This window comes from Pseudomonas gingeri (genome assembly GCF_013385425.1).
Lineage (GTDB): Bacteria > Pseudomonadota > Gammaproteobacteria > Pseudomonadales > Pseudomonadaceae > Aquipseudomonas > Aquipseudomonas gingeri_D.
This window is the reverse complement of the sequence record NZ_JACAQA010000016.1, coordinates 67714-85930: the sequence shown is the minus strand read 5'-3', so window position 1 is coordinate 85930 and position 18217 is coordinate 67714. Positions and strand designations below refer to the sequence as shown.

Annotated in this window: 17 protein-coding genes, 1 other RNA gene and 1 pseudogene; 6 read left to right on the top strand and 13 right to left on the bottom strand. The window is 60.6% G+C overall.

What is annotated here, in order from left to right; genetic code table 11:
• Positions 1 to 131: 131 nt before the first annotated feature.
• From HX830_RS19715 to HX830_RS19670, 10 genes and pseudogenes are all read right to left on the bottom strand, one after another.
• Positions 132 to 560, bottom strand: coding sequence for a hypothetical protein (locus HX830_RS19715; protein WP_177102041.1), 429 nt, complete (start codon positions 558 to 560; stop codon positions 132 to 134).
• Positions 523 to 1425 carry a DUF6731 family protein gene (locus HX830_RS19710; RefSeq protein WP_177102039.1) on the bottom strand — a complete coding sequence of 301 codons (903 nt, stop codon included), beginning with the start codon at positions 1423 to 1425 and terminating at the stop codon, positions 523 to 525. Before HX830_RS19710 ends, HX830_RS19715 begins: the two co-directional genes overlap by 38 nt.
• A gap of 334 nt (positions 1426 to 1759) precedes the next feature.
• Positions 1760 to 2035, bottom strand: coding sequence for a hypothetical protein (locus tag HX830_RS19705; RefSeq protein WP_177102037.1), 276 nt, complete (start codon positions 2033 to 2035; stop codon positions 1760 to 1762).
• Positions 2032 to 2363: pseudogene (locus HX830_RS19700) on the bottom strand (integrase domain-containing protein); the annotation flags it as partial. The pseudogene HX830_RS19700 and the gene HX830_RS19705, both read right to left, overlap by 4 nt.
• A gap of 77 nt (positions 2364 to 2440) precedes the next feature.
• Complete coding sequence (locus tag HX830_RS19695) at positions 2441 to 2788, bottom strand: DUF6124 family protein (RefSeq protein WP_177102035.1); 348 nt, start codon at positions 2786 to 2788, stop codon at positions 2441 to 2443.
• A gap of 531 nt (positions 2789 to 3319) precedes the next feature.
• Positions 3320 to 3711: a transfer-messenger RNA gene (gene ssrA, locus HX830_RS19690) on the bottom strand.
• A 79-nt stretch (positions 3712 to 3790) separates the two neighbouring features.
• On the bottom strand, positions 3791 to 4069 hold the full coding sequence (locus HX830_RS19685) for a hypothetical protein (RefSeq protein ID WP_152737636.1): 279 nt from the start codon (positions 4067 to 4069) through the stop codon (positions 3791 to 3793).
• A 126-nt stretch (positions 4070 to 4195) separates the two neighbouring features.
• Complete coding sequence (locus tag HX830_RS19680) at positions 4196 to 7012, bottom strand: FAD-binding and (Fe-S)-binding domain-containing protein (RefSeq protein WP_177102033.1); 2817 nt, start codon at positions 7010 to 7012, stop codon at positions 4196 to 4198.
• An 80-nt stretch (positions 7013 to 7092) separates the two neighbouring features.
• Positions 7093 to 8238, bottom strand: coding sequence for an FMN-dependent L-lactate dehydrogenase LldD (gene lldD / locus HX830_RS19675; protein WP_103494950.1), 1146 nt, complete (start codon positions 8236 to 8238; stop codon positions 7093 to 7095).
• A gap of 70 nt (positions 8239 to 8308) precedes the next feature.
• A complete protein-coding gene (locus tag HX830_RS19670) occupies positions 8309 to 10003 on the bottom strand; it encodes a lactate permease LctP family transporter (RefSeq protein ID WP_103494949.1) in 1695 nt (564 codons plus the stop codon).
• 261 nt (positions 10004 to 10264) lie between these two features.
• Between HX830_RS19670 and HX830_RS19665 the strand changes: the two genes are divergently transcribed.
• Positions 10265 to 11032, top strand: a complete 768-nt coding sequence (locus tag HX830_RS19665; protein WP_177102031.1) for a GntR family transcriptional regulator — start codon at positions 10265 to 10267, stop codon at positions 11030 to 11032.
• A 135-nt stretch (positions 11033 to 11167) separates the two neighbouring features.
• On the opposite strand, the gene smpB is transcribed toward HX830_RS19665, so the two are convergent.
• The gene (gene smpB / locus HX830_RS19660) at positions 11168 to 11650 is read right to left on the bottom strand and encodes an SsrA-binding protein SmpB (protein ID WP_100939616.1); all 483 of its coding nucleotides are present in this window, start codon (positions 11648 to 11650) and stop codon (positions 11168 to 11170) included.
• A 127-nt stretch (positions 11651 to 11777) separates the two neighbouring features.
• Here smpB and HX830_RS19655 point away from each other — a divergent pair, with 127 nt between their 5' ends.
• Positions 11778 to 12212: a type II toxin-antitoxin system RatA family toxin gene (locus HX830_RS19655; RefSeq protein ID WP_103494947.1), complete on the top strand. Its 435-nt coding sequence runs from the start codon at positions 11778 to 11780 to the stop codon at positions 12210 to 12212.
• Positions 12205 to 12519, top strand: a complete 315-nt coding sequence (locus HX830_RS19650; protein ID WP_177102029.1) for an RnfH family protein — start codon at positions 12205 to 12207, stop codon at positions 12517 to 12519. The genes HX830_RS19655 and HX830_RS19650 overlap by 8 nt, the downstream gene beginning before the upstream one ends.
• A gap of 45 nt (positions 12520 to 12564) precedes the next feature.
• On the opposite strand, the gene HX830_RS19645 is transcribed toward HX830_RS19650, so the two are convergent.
• Complete coding sequence (locus HX830_RS19645) at positions 12565 to 13089, bottom strand: outer membrane protein assembly factor BamE (protein WP_103494945.1); 525 nt, start codon at positions 13087 to 13089, stop codon at positions 12565 to 12567.
• Positions 13090 to 13186: 97 nt separating this feature from the next.
• On the opposite strand from HX830_RS19645, the gene fur reads away from it, so the two are divergent.
• Entirely contained in the window at positions 13187 to 13594 is a 408-nt protein-coding gene (gene fur / locus HX830_RS19640) for a ferric iron uptake transcriptional regulator (RefSeq protein ID WP_103494944.1), read from the top strand.
• A gap of 99 nt (positions 13595 to 13693) precedes the next feature.
• On the opposite strand, the gene recN is transcribed toward fur, so the two are convergent.
• Positions 13694 to 15367 (bottom strand): DNA repair protein RecN, encoded by a 1674-nt coding sequence (gene recN / locus HX830_RS19635; protein WP_177102027.1) that lies wholly within the window; start codon positions 15365 to 15367, stop codon positions 13694 to 13696.
• Positions 15368 to 15609: 242 nt separating this feature from the next.
• Here recN and grpE point away from each other — a divergent pair, with 242 nt between their 5' ends.
• Both grpE and dnaK read left to right on the top strand, forming a co-directional pair.
• On the top strand, positions 15610 to 16176 hold the full coding sequence (grpE, locus tag HX830_RS19630; RefSeq protein ID WP_103494942.1) for a nucleotide exchange factor GrpE: 567 nt from the start codon (positions 15610 to 15612) through the stop codon (positions 16174 to 16176).
• Positions 16177 to 16278: 102 nt separating this feature from the next.
• The gene (gene dnaK / locus HX830_RS19625) at positions 16279 to 18198 is read left to right on the top strand and encodes a molecular chaperone DnaK (protein WP_103494941.1); all 1920 of its coding nucleotides are present in this window, start codon (positions 16279 to 16281) and stop codon (positions 18196 to 18198) included.
• Positions 18199 to 18217: the final 19 nt, after the last annotated feature.

Sequence of the window (18217 nt, the reverse complement as noted above, 5' to 3'; positions counted from 1 at the left end):
GGGTTTCATGGCGCGCTTACGAAAGAGTGAGCGAGAGCAAGCTTGGCATCGGCGAGTTGGGCGGCAGAAGGCAACGCCGGACATGAAAAACCCGCTCGGCGGCGGGCTTAACTATCACACTGAAGCACCGGCTAAATGGTCGACACGACTACCGCAAATTTTCTGCCCGCCCCATAGGCATAAAGCAAGCTCAAGGTCAGAAAAAAAGCAGTAACTGTTGAGACATGCTTTACCGAGTCCTGGGCAACCACAAGTGCTGCCGTGCTGATAGCAAGCGTCACGAGAAGCAAGGCGCAGGTTAGGAACGCCTCGTCCATCAACACCTTGTAATGCCCCGTTTTCTTCATATTCGCAATCAGCGTCTTCTCGACAAGCGCAGTGATTATTGCGACTGACGCTATCAAGAAACCAAGGAGTGTTGCACAAACACCTGCCACGACACCTGTGGCGCTATAGATCTGAGCAGCTTCGACGTTAGACCAGCGTTCAAACGAATACCCGACACCGGCAGATAAAAGCACCCTAGTCAACAGCGCCATCTGGCGGCCCAAAGTAGTCATCTATGGATCCTTGGCATTCTTGCCTCGCAGTGTCTACGGCCTGATACATTGTGCCCGCCGGCGGGTACTTCGCGTTCGTCTCTAGTTCCTGAACTGAGAAAACTCGATCAGCAATCAGGTCAATAGGATGCTCGATACCTTCATCATACACGATAGCCTTGGCCGTCGAAGCGCCTAGGGAGGCCGCCTCTGTCAGCGCGCGTTTCAGTCGCGCCGCTAGGCTTCCGCGTGTATCGCTTCTGCGAGAGTCGATACCCATTTCAATATGAATCGAGTCAGCGTCCGATCCACTCATCATCTCCATCATGCCTCGGGTGAAGTCATTGTCGGAGTACATGTCAGGATTCGAAGGGCGGGGAATTGTCAGTATTATTTTTTTGAGGGAAATCTCATTACGCATGATTCGTCTGGCTGCGTCCGGCGCGAGTATTGGCCCGGCGATGACTTTCGTGGACCATAGCGCGGATAGGAACTTGGCGAATTGATTCGCTGTGTTACCGTGCGAATTTCTGCACCAGCCGAGGAGGCTCCGAGCAGGGTAGTAGACGAAGAAATTTCGCTCGACCAGCCCCTGATTGGCCTCGAGCTCTAGCTCAAGAGCATCCTGCCCGGCAGAACCGATTTCGGGAAGATCGCTGGTGCGAAATTTCCGGAACTGTCCAGCAAACGAGTCAGGCAGTGGTGCGGACCTCTGGAGTGGCTGCCATATTTCTCGCGTGTAGCCGTTAACCTCGAACGACCGGCTCCCAGGTCCTGCCACGATAGCCTCTAGACCAGCAGCGATAGACGCAACGCTTGCTGTCGGCGTGATCGAAAGACTGTAAAAATCAATTATGTATTTTTTTTCCTGCACCGCATCTACCATGAATTTTCCCCATCCAAATCAATCACCTCAGGCCTCTCCGGGCATTAGGTGCAAGTCGAGCAATCGGCAAGGCTACCGGTTACACCAGCTGCCCATTCCACACATACAGCACGCGGGTCTTACGGTGGGCCGTTAAACGATCAAGTTCATCGACACGTAGCGCATCAAGGTGTTGAAAGACGGCCTGATATTGACAGACGACCGCATTACAAACCACTACAAGCGCTATCATAAAGCTGGCATTTCCGAGCCAAAACGATCCATTTAGGCACAAAAAAGGCACTCCGGTATTCGCTAAGTACCTATTCTGTAACGCTTATTTATGGATCTAGCGTTAGGTCAGCATTTCTCGGTTATTTCCTAATCGTTTCCAGATCAATAAAGCGGTTAGTCGATAGTAATACCGGGTGGCGTCGGAATGGTCTTTCAGGTGCTGAATCAGAAACCAGCGCACATGCTTGAGCTGCCAGGTCCAAGGATTGTCTCGCTGCCATCGCTGTTGAATGGCCGCTTGCATGATTCGGGCTTGGCGTAGGTGGCGTTTCTGCGTGACCTTCGAGCCAGTCTGGACGCCGCGGAGGAACAGCGCCATATCAAACGATTTGCTCATGATCGGCCACCAATGTAGGCCGACACCACATCAATCCGGCTGTGTCCGAGTTCATGGCTGATTTGCTGCCGCGCCTGTTGATCAAGGTCGCGGTCAATGCGATAGCAGTGGCCGCCATTGATCGGTGCGGGGTGGCCAGTGAGCTGTTCGTAACGCTCGCAGGAGTAGGCTGCTCGCAGTTCATGAAAGCCCTTCAGCCCGTGTTCATGCAGCGTTTCACGGGCGGGGAGTACGGTCCGTTGCAGGAATGCGGCGTAGCTTTCGTCTTGGGCCAGCAAATGCGGCTACTGGGCGGCGACGCATTTAGGGCGAGCTGTAGCGCTGCTTTTGCGAAATGGGGACGGATCTATTTGTTGTCATCGCAATGACGGGGAGGCTCAGCCTCCCCTGGTACGAAAGTCCTCGTTAGCTTGTTACTCCCGCCGGTGTCTCCTCTATCACCGAGTCCACCAACCCAAGCGCCAGTTCGATCAAATGAACCACACCCATACCCACCTTGCGATTGGCACCGGTGAGGTTATCGGCGTTTTCATAAGCAGTGGCCGCAGCGGATTCCAGAATTGAGCTGGCATTCACCAGCGCTTCCTCACGACTTTGAGCGGCTGGTACTTGGCGTTGTGTTGCCGTGGCACCTGAGCGTTTCGATGGGCTGCCTTCCAGCAAATTGTAGTGAGCCAACGCCCGGTCGGCGGCTTGTGGGTCGATGATGCCTGGGTCGATTGAGACCGGCGGATTGGGTGTGATCTTGAACATCGCGGTAACTCCTAACGTAAGTGAGAGCCGCCAATATCACTGCTAAATGATGGGTGGCGGCCGTACGCAGGTTAGCAGACCGGTACGTTAGGAAACCGGCGCACCCGAAGATGCCCTGCGCACAGCCACCATAAAACTCCGGGCATGAAAAAGCGCCGGCTAGAGAGGTGGCGCTGTGCGCCTAACGGTTTCCGGGCTGCTAAACCCGATCACTGATTTGCAGTGATGGAGCGAAGACTAGTCAGCGGAATTGGCAGGCGCAAGCGAACGGGAGTTTCTAGGAAATTTCAGGCAAGGGAAAGGGAGCTGTCTTGCAGGTTGTGAAAAATTGAGCAGAGAGGGCGGGGTTTTTGGCTGGTTTGGGGCTGGGAGAGATCGTGTGGAAGAGGGGAGGTGAGGTTGTTGCGGCTGGCCTCTTCGCGGGCAAGCCCTGCTCCTACAAGGGGGGCGAGTGGCGGCAGGGGTGGCTCGAAAAGTCAGGGGGCCAGATGCAACAAAGCCCGCACAAGGCGGGCTTCGTTTTGCTTCGTTTGGTGGAGCCGGGGGGATTTGAACCCCCGTCCGCCAGTACTCCGCTGTCGGTACTACATGCGTAGCCGTGTCTATTGAGTTAACCCGCAGCGACCCGACGGGCAGGGTGCTTTGGGCGAGTTGTGTAAGTTTTAGCCGCTTCGTCCACAACGTACTGCACGGCGATTCTGTTCTATATGACAATCATTTTGGGTTTACAGACATCCCCTGATGATTGCTGGCACCGAAGTAGCCAGGAGGAAGGCTAGCGCCGCTTACGCAGCGAGAGCTTGTTCCCCGTAATGGTCGTCATTGGCAACTATAAGTAGTTGCAACAGTGGATTTACGAGTTCTGTTACCAACTCGGCATGCACCTAGAGTTTCGCGACCGGCGTCGAATCCTAAACGGCCCCGTGCCTGCTGTACGTAACCAGCAGGCATGCACAGTGTACGCCAATCTGGCTCGCAAGGCCATCCCGATGCGGGCCAGGTTTACGGGGCGCTTTTCGGGCTGCTCTGGATTTCCTGGAGCGTCCGGTCGGCGATGGCGATGCACTCCCTGGCGCCGTCAAGGGTGTTTTTATCCCCGGCGGCCCTGGCTTGCTGGATATTGGTGTCGAAGTTGGCCTGCTGATTGGGGGCCAACTGGGTCCTGGCAGTGTCGAGCGCCTGCAGTTTGATCGCGCAAAGATCCTTCTCCGCCGAGGCAAACGCAGGCGCGGCCAGGACGCAAGCGCTGACGAACAGACCCAGCAGCACAGAACGATTCATGCATGACTCCTTGAACTGAGTAGCCCGACGTCATCGGCCATCAGCACAGACTGTCGAGTAGGGGAGGAAGTCCCGCTTTCGCGAGACTTGGTCTATAGACTGCCGCCGGCAGCCAAGGTTCTGTTTCTATCCGTGCGCCGACCTGGCCCGGGTCACCCGATCCACCAGGTACACCAGCCCGTGGTAGTCGATCCCGCCATGCTGGCTCAGGCCGATCTCGCAGGTGCGGCTGGTGGAGATGCCTTCTTCGCAATACTGCACGGCGTCCTTCAAGGTCCGCAGCGAGTGGGCATTGAGCTCCGGGGTGGTGAAGCCCTTGTCGCCGGCAAAACCACAGCAGTGAATGCCTTCCGGAATCACCACGTTATGGCTGCAACGCCGCGCCAGGTCGATCAGTGCCTGGCTCTCGCCCAGGTGCTGGGTGCTGCAGGTCACGTGCACCGCAATCGGCGCGTCCTGCGGCGTGAATTCCAGCCGCTCTACTAAATGTGTGCGGATGAAGCGCACCGGGTCGTAGAGGTCGAGGCGGGTGTCGCCCAGGTCTTGCACCAGACGCAAGGTGCAGGGGCTGGTGTCGCAATAGATCGGATCGAGGCCGCCACGACTGGCGTGCAGCAGCGCGCCGATCAACTCCTGGCGCTTGTGCTCGGCCTGTTCGACGTAGCCCTTGGAAGCAAACGGCTGACCGCAGCAGAGCTGGTCGGTGTTGTCCGGGAACACCACCTGGTAACCGGCTTTTTCCAGCAGGCCACGGGTCTTGTCCAGCAGTGACATCTGCTCCTTGTCACCCGCAGCCGGGCCCATCACCCGCGAGACGCAGGCCGCCAGATAGACCACCCGTGGTCGCTCGTCGCTGACCGCCGGACTGAAGCGCACCGCCCGCTCCGGTTGCGGCATGGCGCTGGTCCATTGCGGCACGCGGCCCTTGGACAGGCGCGTCAGGCTCGACGACAGCTTCGCCAGGCGCGGTGCCCCGAGCAGCATGCGGGCACCGTTGGCGACATGCAGGGTAAAGCGCGCCCCTTGCAAGACCGTGGCGAAATGGGTGCCGAGCCAGTCGGCGGCTTTTCCGTGTGTGGCGTGCTTGCCCCGCAGCTTCTTCACCAGTTCACCGGTGTTGATGCCCACCGGGCAACGTTGCGCACAGAGCCCGGTCGCGGCGCAGGTGTCGATGCCCTGGTACTGATAAGCCGCCTCCAGTTCCGTGGTGTCCACCCCGGCGCGTTTTTTCGCCTGGATATCCCGCCAGATCACGATCCGCTGGCGCGGGCTCAAGGTCAGGCCCTTCGACGGACAGACCGGTTCGCAGAAACCGCACTCGATGCACTTGTCGACGATCTCATCGGCGGCAGGCAATGGCTTGAGGTGCTTGAGGTGAATCTGCGGGTCGTCGCTGAGCACCACGTCCGGGTTGAGAATGCCCTGGGGATCGAGCAGGCGCTTGATGGCCCACATCAACTGGTAGGCGTCGCGGCCCCATTCCAGTTCGACAAAGGGCGCCATATTGCGCCCGGTGCCGTGCTCGGCCTTGAGCGAACCGCCGAATTCGACGGCAACGAGGTGCGCGACGTCGTCCATAAATGCCTGGTAGCGGGACACCTCGGCGGCGCTGTTGAAGCCCTGGGTAAAGACGAAGTGCAGGTTGCCTTCCAGGGCATGGCCGAACAGGATCGCTTCGTCGTAGTGGTGCTTGTCGAACAGGGCGATCAGGCGGTTGACGCCGATGGCCAGTTGTTCGACCGGGAAGGTCACGTCTTCGATGATCACCGTGGTGCCGGTCTTGCGCACGGCACCGACGGCGGGGAAGGTGTCCTTGCGTATCGCCCAGAGCCGGGCGTTTTCGGTCGGGTCTTCGGTGAAGTCGACCTGTTTTTCCACCGGGAACGACGCCAGCGATGTCATGATCTGCCGCAGTTGTTCCTGCAACAGCGACGAGGACGCGGCACGGGATTCGATCAGCAGGGCGCAGGCGCCGTCGGACAGTTCGCGCACGAACGCCGGCATGCCCGGTTTGTCCTGTACCGAGCGCATGCTGCGGCGATCGAGCAGCTCCACGGCGGACACCGGCTGGCTTTTCAGCACGGTGACGGCGGTGCAGCAGGTCTCCACATCGGGGAAGACGATCAGTGCCGAGGCCTTGTTCGGATGGTCGATCACCGTGTCGTAGGTCACCGCGCTGATAAACCCGAGGGTGCCTTCGGAGCCCACCAGCAGATGGCTGAGAATCTCCAGCGGCTCGTCGAAGTCCACCAGGGCGTTGAGGGACAGGCCGGTGGTGTTTTTCAGCCGGTATTTGTGCCGGATCTTGGCGGCCAGTTCGGTGTTGGCGCGGGTTTCCCGGGCCAGTACCGAAAGCTGATGGAGCAGCGGGCCATGGCTCTGGCGAAAGGCCGCGACGCTGGCCGCATCCTCTGTGTCCAGGCGACTGCCGTCGGCCAGGATCAGGCGCATCCCGGCCAGGGTGTGATAGGTGTTCTGCGCGGTACCGCAGCACATGCCGCTGGCATTGTTGGCGACGATGCCGCCGATCTTGCAGGCGTTGATCGAGGCCGGGTCCGGGCCGATCTTGCGCCCGAACGGCGCCAGCCAGGCATTGGCCTGGGCACCGATCACGCCGGGTTGCAGGCGGATCCGCGCGCCTTGATCGCGAATCTCCCGACCGTTCCAGTGGTCGCCCAGTACGATCAGCACCGAGTCGCTGATGGCCTGGCCGGAGAGGCTGGTGCCGGCCGCGCGGAAGGTCACCGGAACCTGGTCGCGGCTCGCCAGTTTGAGCAGGGCCACCACTTCATCTTCGGACTCGACGCGGATCACCAGCTTGGGGATCAGTCGATAGAAGCTGGCGTCGGTGCCGAAGGCCAGGGTCGAGAGCGGGTCGTCGAAACGGCGCTCGCGGGGGATCAGGCGTTCGACCGCGTGGAGGAACGGTTGGGGCAGGCTCATGCAAACTCCTCACGGGGTCGCGGCGTCTGGTGCGCGACGTGCCCCGTTCAATCAGGCGGTGATTCGTTTGGGCGCGCTGTTCAGGCGCCCAGTTCACGAACCAGCGAATCACGGTTGATCTCGCTGATGGACTTGGCGCCGGTGAGCACCATGGCCACGCGCATTTCCTTCTCGAACAGGTCCAGCAGATTCTTCACGCCCGCTTCACCGGCGACGGCGAGTGCGTAGAGGAACGCGCGGCCGATCAGTACGGTGTCCGCGCCCAGAGCGATCATACGCACCACGTCCAGGCCGCTGCGGATGCCGGAGTCGGCGAGGATCTTCAGGTCGCCTTTCACCGCATCGGCAATGGCCGGCAGGGCGCGGGCGCTGGACAGTACGCCGTCGAGCTGGCGACCGCCATGGTTGGAGACCACGATGCCGTCGGCACCGAATTTCACCGCGTCCCTGGCATCCTGCGGATCGAGAATACCCTTGATGACCATCGGCCCTTCCCAGAACTCGCGGATCCACTCCAGGTCCTTCCAGGAAATCGACGGGTCGAAGTTGTTGCCCAGCCAGCCGATGTAGTCGCCCAGGCCGGTCGGGTTACCGCGATACTTCGAGATATTGCCGAGGTCGTGGGGCTTGCCCATCAGGCCCACGTCCCAGGCCCACTGCGGGTGAGTCATGGCTTGCCAGACCCGCCGCAGCGGCGCGTTCGGACCGCTCATCCCGGAGTGCGCATCACGGTAGCGGGCGCCCGGCACCGGCATGTCCACGGTAAAGACCAGGGTGGTGACACCCGCTGCCTTGGCGCGCTCCAGGGCATTGCGCATAAAGCCGCGGTCCTTGAGTACGTACAGCTGGAACCACATGGGGCGACTGATGGCCGGGGCCACTTCCTCGATCGGACAGACCGACACGGTCGACATCGTAAAGGGAATGCCCTTGGCCGCCGCCGCGCGGGCCGCCTGAACCTCGCCGCGACGGGCATACATGCCGGTCAGGCCGACGGGCGCCAGGGCCACCGGCATGCTCAAGGTCTCATTGAACAGCCGGGTTTCCAGGCTCAGCTCGGACATGTTCTTCAGCACGCGCTGACGCAGGGCGATGTTCGCCAGGTCCTCGACGTTATGACGCAGGGTGTGTTCGGCGTAGGCGCCGCCGTCGGCATAGTGGAACAGGAACGGCGGCAGTTTGCGTTGGGCCGCTGCGCGGTAATCGGTAGAGGCGGAAATAATCATGGGGGCTCGCAGCCTTGGTTGAAAGGGAACGGTTGCCGGGGGCTTCGACAGGCCCCCGGCCCTTGTCACTTTAGTGCACCAGCATGCCGGTGAAGATATAGGCCTGGGCCAGGGTGATCAGCCCGACAATGGTGGCGAAGAACAGGCTGTGCTTGAGGGTGAAGCGGAACAGATCCGACTCCTTGCCCACCAGGCCGGTGGCGGCGCAGGCCACGGCGATCGATTGCGGGGAGATCATCTTGCCGGTTACGCCGCCGCTGGTATTGGCCGCCACCAGCAGGGTGTCGCTGACGCCGATCTGGTGTCCGGTGGTGGCCTGCAGGGAGCTGAACAGGGCGTTGGACGAGGTATCGGAACCGGTGAGGAACACCCCCAGCCAGCCGAGGAACGGCGAGAAGAACGGGAACGCGGCGCCGGTCGCGGCCAGGACCAGGGCCATGGTCGAGGACATGCCCGAGTAGTTGGTGACGAAGGCGAAGGCCAGCACCATGCCGATGGACAGGATCGGCCAGCGCAGCTCGTACAGGGTTTCTTTAAAAGTGGTCAGACCAGTTTTGATATCGATTTTCAGGATCAGCATCGACACCAGGGCGGAGAAGAAAATCGCCGTGCCGGTGGCCGCGATCGGGTCGAGCTTGAAGATCGCTGCAATCGGGGTGGGCGCCGCGACGATCGGCGCGGTCTTGATCACCAGTTGGTCGAGGTGCGGGATGGCAAAGCTGAACACCGTGCCGTACATCGCGCCGCCAGTGGCGAACAACGCCTTGAACGACTTCAGGGTCCAGATCGTCACCAGCACGGTGAGGATCAGGAACGGCGACCAGGCCTTGAAGATCTGGCCCAGGCTGTAGGGCGAGGCGAGGCTGCTGCGCGGCTGGCCGAAACCGCCGGCGCTGGCGGTGCTCAACACACCCGCGGCGGCACCGGCGATCTGCGCGCCGGCGGTGCGCTTGGGTTGCCAGATTTTCAGGAACAAGGTCAGGGAGACCAGGCTGACCAGCGCCGAGGTGATGTCCGGCAGTTCCGGGCCGATGAAGTTCGAGGTGAAGAACTGGGTCACGGCAAAGCTCAGGCCGGCCACCAGGGCCGCCGGCCAGGTTTCCCGCACGCCGCGCAGGCCGTCCATCATGAACACCAGCCAGAACGGCACGAACAACGACAGCAGCGGCAGTTGGCGACCGGCCATGGCGCCGATCTTGAACGCGTCGATGCCAGTGACCTGGCCTGCAACGATGATCGGGATACCGAGGGCGCCGAAGGCCACCGGTGCGGTGTTGGCGATCAGGCACAGGCCGGCGGCATAGAGCGGGTTGAAGCCCAGGCCGACCAGCAGGGCGGCGGTGATCGCCACCGGGGCGCCGAAGCCGGCGGCACCTTCCAGGAAGGCGCCGAAGCAGAAGCCGATCAGCAGCACTTGCAGGCGCTGGTCATCGGTAATCGACAGCACCGAACTGCGGATGATTTCGAACTGGCCGCTCTTGACCGTCAATTTGTAGAGGAACACCGCCGCCACGATGATCCAGGCAATGGGCCACAGGCCGTAGGCAAATCCGTAGCCGGCGGCGGCGAGCGCCATGTCGACCGGCATCTTGAAGGCGAAGATCGCCACCAGGATCGACAGCGCGAGGGTAATGCTGCCCGCGACATGACCCTTGAGGCGAAACACCGCCAGGGCCAGGAAGAAGAACACGATGGGAATCACGGCCGCGAGAGCGGACAGGCCGAGGCTGCCGAGAGGGCTGTAGAGCTGTTGCCAGGTTTGCATAGTGGGGTGGCCCCTAATTGTTGTTGGTCAGGCACTGATGGGGATTTGGATAATTGGTAATACCAATTTACAATCGCCGGACGCTAGGTTAAAAGCCTTGTTAGGGATGTGTCAATTTGCCGCCCTGAAACTTTCGTCTGATAGGTGGTCGGCGAGAGGGCTGAGCAGGTGATTTATGTCGTGTCTGGCAGGTGCCGGTCGTGCCTCGATAGGCCAGAATAGGCAGTCCCGGCAAGGGTTCGGGATCGTGAGGAGTGAGTGATGGGGTTTGATCAGGTTCGTCAGCGCCGTTTGTCTGACGATATTGTCCAGCGGCTGGAGGAGATGATCCTCGAGGGCACGCTCAAGGCCGGTGAGCGGCTGCCGGCCGAGCGCGCGCTGGCCGAGCAGTTCGGTGTCTCACGGCCGTCGCTGCGCGAGGCGATCCAGAAACTGGTGGCCAAGGGGCTGCTGGTCAGCCGCCAGGGCGGTGGCAATTACGTGGTGGAGTCGCTGGGTTCGACCTTCAGCGATCCGTTGCTGCATCTGCTGGAAAGCAATCCGGAGGCCCAGCGTGACCTGCTGGAGTTTCGTCATACCCTGGAGGCGTCTTGTGCGTATTACGCGGCATTGCGGGCGACCGAGGCGGATCGGGAGCGCCTGCGGGTGGCCTTTGAGCATCTGCAGAGTTGCTATGGGCGTGCGGATGAGGTGAGCCGGGCGGAGGAGGGCGCGGCGGACGCGAGTTTTCACCTGGCGATTGCCGAGGCGAGTCATAACGCGGTGTTGCTGCATACCATCCGCGGCTTGTTCGATCTGCTCAAGCGCAATGTGGTGACCAACATTGGCGGCATGTACAAGCAGCGCAGCGAAACCCGGGACATGCTGATCAACCAGCACCGCGAGCTGTACCTGGCGATTATCGAGGGGCGTGCCGAAGACGCGCGCGAAGTGTCCAGCCGGCATATTCTGTATGTGCAGGAGGTGCTGGAGGAAGTGCGCCAGGAAGTGCAGCGGGTGGCACGGGCGGAGCGGCGCAAGGGAATCTGAAGGCGAGAGATACAAAACCTGTGGGAGCGGAGCTTGTCGGATCGCCGCACCGCCGCGAAGCTTTTGGCGGCCTTGAGGTCCTCTTCGCGAGCAAGCTCTGCTCCCACAGGTGATATGGCGCTCTCGGGATCAGGTTCAGTCTTCCTTGCCCTTGTTGCGCACGGCGCGCTGCAAGTCCCGGTTGGCATCACGCTCGCGCTCGGTATCGCGCTTGTCGTATTCCTTCTTGCCCTTGCCCAGGGCGATCTCGCACTTGACCAGGTGCTTGCTCCAATACAGCGACAGGCAGACACAGGCATGGCCCTTCTGCTGCACGGCCGCATGGATCTTTTCCAGCTCGCGCTGGTTGAGCAGCAGCTTGCGCGTGCGCGTCGGGTCGGCAATGACGTGGGTGCTGGCGGTCGTCAACGGCGTGAAGTGGCTGCCGAACAGCCAGGCCTCACCGTTCTTGAGCAGCACATAACTGTCGACCAGTTGTGCCTTGCCTGCACGCAGACTCTTTACTTCCCAGCCGGCCAGGACCAGACCAGCCTCGAACCGTTGTTCGACGAAGTAATCGTGGCGCGCCTTTTTATTTTGCGCGATGGTCCCTGTGGGGTGCTTCTTCTGTTTAGCCATAGGGGCGGCATTATAGGGAGTTGCGCGTCACTCGGCTACGGTGAAGCTGCGTGCTTGAGCGCGTAGGATGAATCCCGGACAATGCGCGCACTTTTGTTTGCCGCCCAGCTGTGGAATCAACGCTGACATGACGACCCATATTCAACGTTCGGCCTTGCTGCCTTACCCGGCACAGGCGCTTTATGACCTGGTGAACGACGTGGCGCGTTACCCGGAGTTCCTGCCGTGGTGCTCGACGGCCCAGGTGCTGGAAAGCTCGGAGGTGCACATGCGTGCCACGCTGGGGGTAGCCAAGGCGGGCTTGAGCCAGCATTTCGTCACCCGCAATACGCTGCTGCCGGGGCACTCGATTGAAATGAACCTGGAAGAGGGGCCGTTCACTCAGTTGCACGGTGTCTGGGTGTTCAAGCCCCTGGGGGAGAAAGCCTGCAAGATCAGCCTGGACATGACCTTCGATTACGCCGGGCCCCTCGTGCGGGCAACCCTGGGGCCGCTGTTCAATCAGGCGGCCAATACCCTGGTGGATGCCTTCTGTCAGCGGGCCAAGCAACTCCATGGTTGAGCCCATGATCGCGATAGAGGTGGTTTACGCCGATATCGGGCGTCAGTGCCTGCAGGCGGTTTCAGTGCCGGCGGGAACGACGTTGCGGGCGGCGGTGCGCCTGTCGGGGATCGCCGAGCAGTTTCCCGGGCTGGATGTAGCAAGCTGTCCGCTGGGGATTTTCGGCAAGGCGATCGCCGATGCCGATAGCCGCACGGTGAAGGAGGGCGATCGCATCGAAATCTATCGTCCCTTGCTGGCCGATCCCAAGGAAGTCCGGCGCCTGCGTGCGGAAAAAGCGGCCAAGGCCAAGGCGCAAAACCTGTAGCCAAAAAAAAGCCCGGACATGCCGGGCTTTTTTTGTACCGCCGTTTTACTGCGGCGTAGTGTCCAGCGGTTGCGGCGTCGGAACCGGTACGGCTTTTACGCCGTCGACATCCTTCTGGATCTGGTCCAGCAGCGAACCCGGCTTGACCGGCTTCTCAGGTTGCGGCTTCTCGGCATTCTGCGCCGGAGCGTTCACTTGTGTGCCGTCCTTGCCCAGGATCGCTTCGTCACGGCTTACGCCGGGCTTGAAGTCGCCGGACAGGCTGGCGAGTTGATCATTGGCATTGAAGATCAGGCTGACACGCTCCTGTTGGCGTTCACCGCCGCCGGGCTGCAGGCTATACAGGTAATCCCAGCGATTGGGGTGGAATGTGTCGACCAACAGAGGGTTGCCCATGATAAACCTTACTTGCTTGCGGGTCATTCCCGGGCGCAACTGGTCTATCATGTCCTGCGTGACGACATTGCCCTGTTGGATGTCGATTTTGTAAACCCCGGGGAATGAACAACCGGCGAGTGCGAGCAGTCCCACTAAGGTAAAACTGGTTAGCAACAGCTTGGTGTTTTGCATCGGTGGGCGACTTCCACTATCTTGGCTGGGACAACGTAAACCCCGATCATACCCGTATTAAGAGAAGCTGCGAAGCAGCATCGCGAGAAAGCTGACCATGGTTGAAAATAGCGAACTACGTAAAGCCGGCTTAAAAGTGACTCTGCCACGGGTCAAGATTCTGCAAATGCTTGATTCCGCCGAGCAGCGTCACATGAGCGCCGAGGATGTCTACAAGGCGCTGATGGAAGCGGGCGAGGATGTTGGCCTGGCAACGGTCTACCGTGTACTGACCCAGTTCGAAGCGGCCGGGTTGGTGGTTCGCCACAATTTCGATGGCGGCCATGCGGTCTTCGAGCTGGCGGACGGCGGGCACCACGATCATATGGTCAACGTGGATACCAGCGAGGTGATCGAATTCACCAGCCCGGAAATCGAGAAGCTGCAGAAGGCTATCGCCGAAGAGCACGATTTCGAGCTGGTGGACCACAATCTGGTGCTGTACGTACGTAAAAAGAAAAAATAAGTCTGTCGCGGATACCGGTTCGCGAAGCGAACAAAGGCGACCCCAGGGTCGCCTTTGTGTTTTTTGTTGCCGGATTTTTCCGGGTGTCGATATCCGGACTCAGGCTTTGGCCGTGATCACCATCTTTTTCGCGTGGGCCAGGGACTCCTTGGTCAGGTCGATGCCCCCGAGCATGCGCGCGACTTCTTCGATCCGTTCAGCCTTGCTCAGTTTCGAGACTGCCGTACGGGTGGCATCGCTACCACGCATCTTGTGCACAAATAGATGGTGGTGCCCTTGCGCCGCTACTTGCGGCAGGTGCGTGACGGTCAGTACCTGCCCGCGCTCGCCGAGGCGACGCAGCAGTTGACCGACGATCTCGGCGGTCGGGCCGCCGATACCCACGTCCACTTCGTCGAACACCAGGGTCGGGATGCGCGAGGTCTGTGCGGTGATGACCTGGATCGCCAGGCTGATCCGTGACAGCTCGCCCCCCGAGGCCACCTTGGCCAGGGCCTTGAGCGGCTGACCGGGGTTGGCGCTGACCAGCAATTCGACCAGTTCAAGGCCATAAGGCAGTGGTTCGTTGCTGGTGTTGGCGTGCAGTTCGATGCTGAAGCGTCCGCCGGGCATGCCCAGGCGCTGGATTTCCTGTTCCACGGCATTGGCGAGGCCAGTCGCCGCTTGATGACGTAGATCACTAAGTTCCCGTGCCCGTTCCTGATAGTGTCGGGCATAAGCCGCGAGTTCTTCGGTGAGGCGCTCGATGGCTTCGTCATTGGCATTGAGGGTTTCGATTTCATCCAGCAGCTTTTGCTGGAGGGTCGCTACCTCCGTTGGCTGGATGCGGTGCTTGCGCGCCAGGGTGTAGATCGCGTCCAGGCGCTCCTCCAGCTGTTGCAACCGGGCCGGGTCGGCGTCGAAGTGGTCGAGGAAGCGGTTCAGTTCGCCGACGGCTTCCTCGATCTGGATCTGCGCGCTGGCCAGCAGGTTGGTGGCTTCGCCCAGTGAGCCGGAGCCGTTGCTGACGCTGGACAGGCGATTGAGGCTCGCGGTCAGGGCATTGAGCACATTGCCCGAGTCGCTTTCGCTGCACTGTTCCACCACCTGGCGGCAGATGCCGAGCAGGGTTTCGGCGTTGGTCAGGTTCTTGTGTTCCTGCTCCAGGTCCCCCAGCTCGTTTTCCCCCAGGCCGAGGTTCTCGAGTTCTTCGAGCTGGTAGCTGAGCAGTTGGTGGCGGGCGCGCTGTTCGTCGCCGGAATTGGAGAGGCGCTCCAGTTCCTGGCGGGTCTGGCGCCAGCGCTGGGCGGCAAGCTGTACCTGGCGGGCGAGGTCGGTGGCGCCGGCGTATTCGTCGAGCAGTCGGCGATGGGTGTCGGTTTTCAGCAGGGACTGGTGTTCGTGCTGGCTGTGGATGTCGATCAGCAGTTCGCCGAGGGCCTTGAGGTCGCCCTGGGGGCACGGCGAGCCGTTGATATAGCCGCGCGAGCGACCTTCGGCGGTAATGACCCGGCGCAGGATGCACGGACCGTCGTTGTCGAGGTCGCGTTCGGCGAGCCAGGCTCGGGCCTCGGGGATGTCCTCGAGGTCGAAGGTAGCGAGGATGTCGGCCTTGTCCGCGCCGGGGCGGACCACGCCGCTGTCGGCGCGATCGCCCAGGGTCAGCCCGAGGGCGTCGAGCATGATCGACTTGCCGGCGCCGGTTTCGCCAGTGATTACGCTCATCCCGCGATCCAGCTCCAGATCGAGATGTTCGACGATTGCGTAGTTATGTACGGACAGGTGCACCAGCATGAAGGCCGCTCCCAGGCTTTAGGTCTGGTTATTTATACAGTGTTTTGATTTGCGCTGACAATGCTTGCCCTTAGTTCGATTGGCTTGAATGTCGGGGTTTCTTAGCGCGATCTGTAATCGCGCGCGGATGGACCGGGGTGCGATTGCCGCGCTGGCGGCCCTTGAACCTGGAAATTGCGACCCCATATATCGGGGCAGAAGCGCGAGTCGAGCTCGCAGACGATATTGAAAGGAGGTTTTTTATGGCTGACGAACAGACTCTGGATTCGCAAAATCAGGAAGCCGGCTCGGCCGCACAGGCTCAGGGCGACGATCTGGCTACCCGCGTCCAGGTGCTCGAAGAGCAACTGGCAGCGGCGCAGGATCAAGGGTTGCGTGTCGCGGCCGACCTGCAGAACATCCGCCGGCGTGCCGAGCAGGATGTGGAAAAGGCGCACAAATTCGCCCTGGAGAAGTTTGCCGGCGACCTGCTGCCGATCATCGACAGCCTGGAGCGCGGCCTGGACCTGTCCAACCCGGACGATGAAAACATCCGGCCGATGCGCGAAGGCATCGAGCTGACCCTGAAGATGTTCCAGGACACCCTCAAGCGTTATCAGCTGGAAGCCATCGACCCCCACGGCGAGCCCTTCAACGCCTCCCTGCACCAGGCCATGGCCATGCAGGAAAGCGCCGAGGTCGAGCCCAACAGCGTGCTGAAGGTGTTCCAGAAAGGCTATCAGCTGCACGGTCGCCTGCTGCGCCCGGCGATGGTTGTGGTCAGCAAGGCGGTGGCGCCGGTTTCGCCGACGATCGACGAGCAGGCTTGAAATCGGCTGCAAGGCCCCCCATCTACAAGTCAAGCGTTTAAGTGCTACCACAGTTGGCCATAACCGCTGCGGTAAAAAAAATCAAAGTTTCGGGAGAGTGAAATGGGCAAAATTATCGGTATCGACCTGGGGACTACCAACTCCTGCGTCTCCATTCTTGAAAACGGCAAGGCCAAAGTGATCGAAAACGCCGAGGGTGCACGCACCACGCCGTCGATCATTGCCTACGCCAACGATGGCGAAATCCTGGTTGGCCAGTCGGCCAAGCGCCAGGCGGTGACCAATCCGCATAACACCCTGTACGCGGTGAAGCGTCTGATCGGTCGCAAGTTCGACGAAGAAGTCGTTCAGAAAGACATCAAGATGGTCCCTTACAAAATCGCCAAGGCTGACAACGGCGACGCTTGGGTTGAAGTGAACGGCCAGAAAATGGCGCCGCCACAGATCTCGGCTGAAATCCTGAAGAAGATGAAGAAAACCGCCGAAGACTACCTCGGCGAGACTGTGACTGAAGCGGTCATCACCGTTCCGGCCTACTTCAACGACAGCCAGCGCCAGGCCACCAAGGACGCCGGTCGTATCGCCGGTCTGGACGTCAAGCGCATCATCAACGAACCGACCGCGGCCGCTCTGGCCTACGGTATGGACAAGGCCAAGGGCGACCACACCGTCATCGTTTATGACCTGGGTGGCGGTACCTTCGACGTGTCGGTGATCGAAATCGCCGAAGTCGATGGCGAGCACCAGTTCGAAGTGTTGGCCACCAACGGTGACACCTTCCTCGGCGGTGAAGACTTTGACATTCGTCTGATCGACTACCTCGTCGACGAGTTCAAGAAAGAAAGCGGCATGAACCTCAAAGGTGACCCGCTGGCCATGCAGCGCCTGAAAGAAGCTGCTGAAAAAGCCAAGATCGAGCTGTCCTCGGCTCAGTCGACCGACGTCAACCTGCCGTACATCACCGCAGATGCCACCGGTCCCAAGCACTTGAACGTGAAAATCTCCCGCGCCAAGCTGGAAGCGCTGGTGGAAGACCTGGTTCAGCGCACCATCGAACCTTGCCGCATCGCGCTGAAAGACGCCGGTATCGACGTCGCCAAGATCAACGACGTGATCCTGGTCGGTGGTCAGACCCGGATGCCGCTGGTGCAGAAGCTGGTCACCGATTTCTTCGGTAAAGAAGCCCGTAAAGACGTCAACCCGGACGAAGCTGTTGCCATGGGTGCTGCTATTCAGGGCGCTGTTCTGGCCGGTGACGTGAAAGACGTTCTGCTGCTCGACGTCAGCCCGCTGACCCTGGGTATCGAAACCATGGGTGGCGTGATGACCGCGCTGATCGAGAAAAACACCACGATTCCTACCAAGAAATCGCAAGTGTTCTCGACTGCCGACGACAACCAGGGCGCCGTGACCATCCACGTCCTGCAGGGTGAGCGTAAGCAAGCCACGCAGAACAAGTCCCTGGGCAAGTTCGACCTGGCCGAGATTCCACCAGCGCCACGTGGCGTGCCACAGATCGAAGTGACTTTCGACATCGACGCCAACGGCATCCTGCACGTCGGCGCGAAGGACAAGGCCACCGGCAAAGAGCAGAAGATCACCATCAAGGCCAACTCCGGCCTGTCGGATGAAGAAATCCAGCAGATGATTCGTGATGCCGAGCTCAATGCCGAAGAAGACCGCAAGTTCGAAGAGCTGGCCAGTGCCCGCAACCAGGGTGATGCCCTGGTGCATTCGACGCGCAAGATGGTTGCTGACGCCGGTGACAAGGTGACCGCCGAAGAGAAAACCGCGATCGAAGCGGCCGTGGTTGCCCTGGAAGCCGCTGTCAAAGGCGACGACAAGGCCGCTATCGAAGCCAAGGTCGAGGAGCTGTCCAAGGTCTCCGCGCCTGTGGCCCAGAAGATGTACGCCGAACAGGGCGCCAAGCCTGAAGCCGGTGCACAACCTGCCCAGGAAGAAGCGCACCACAAGGATGACGTCGTCGACGCTGAGTTCGAAGAAGTCAAAGAACACAAGTAACCACTTGTAGGTCAACCGG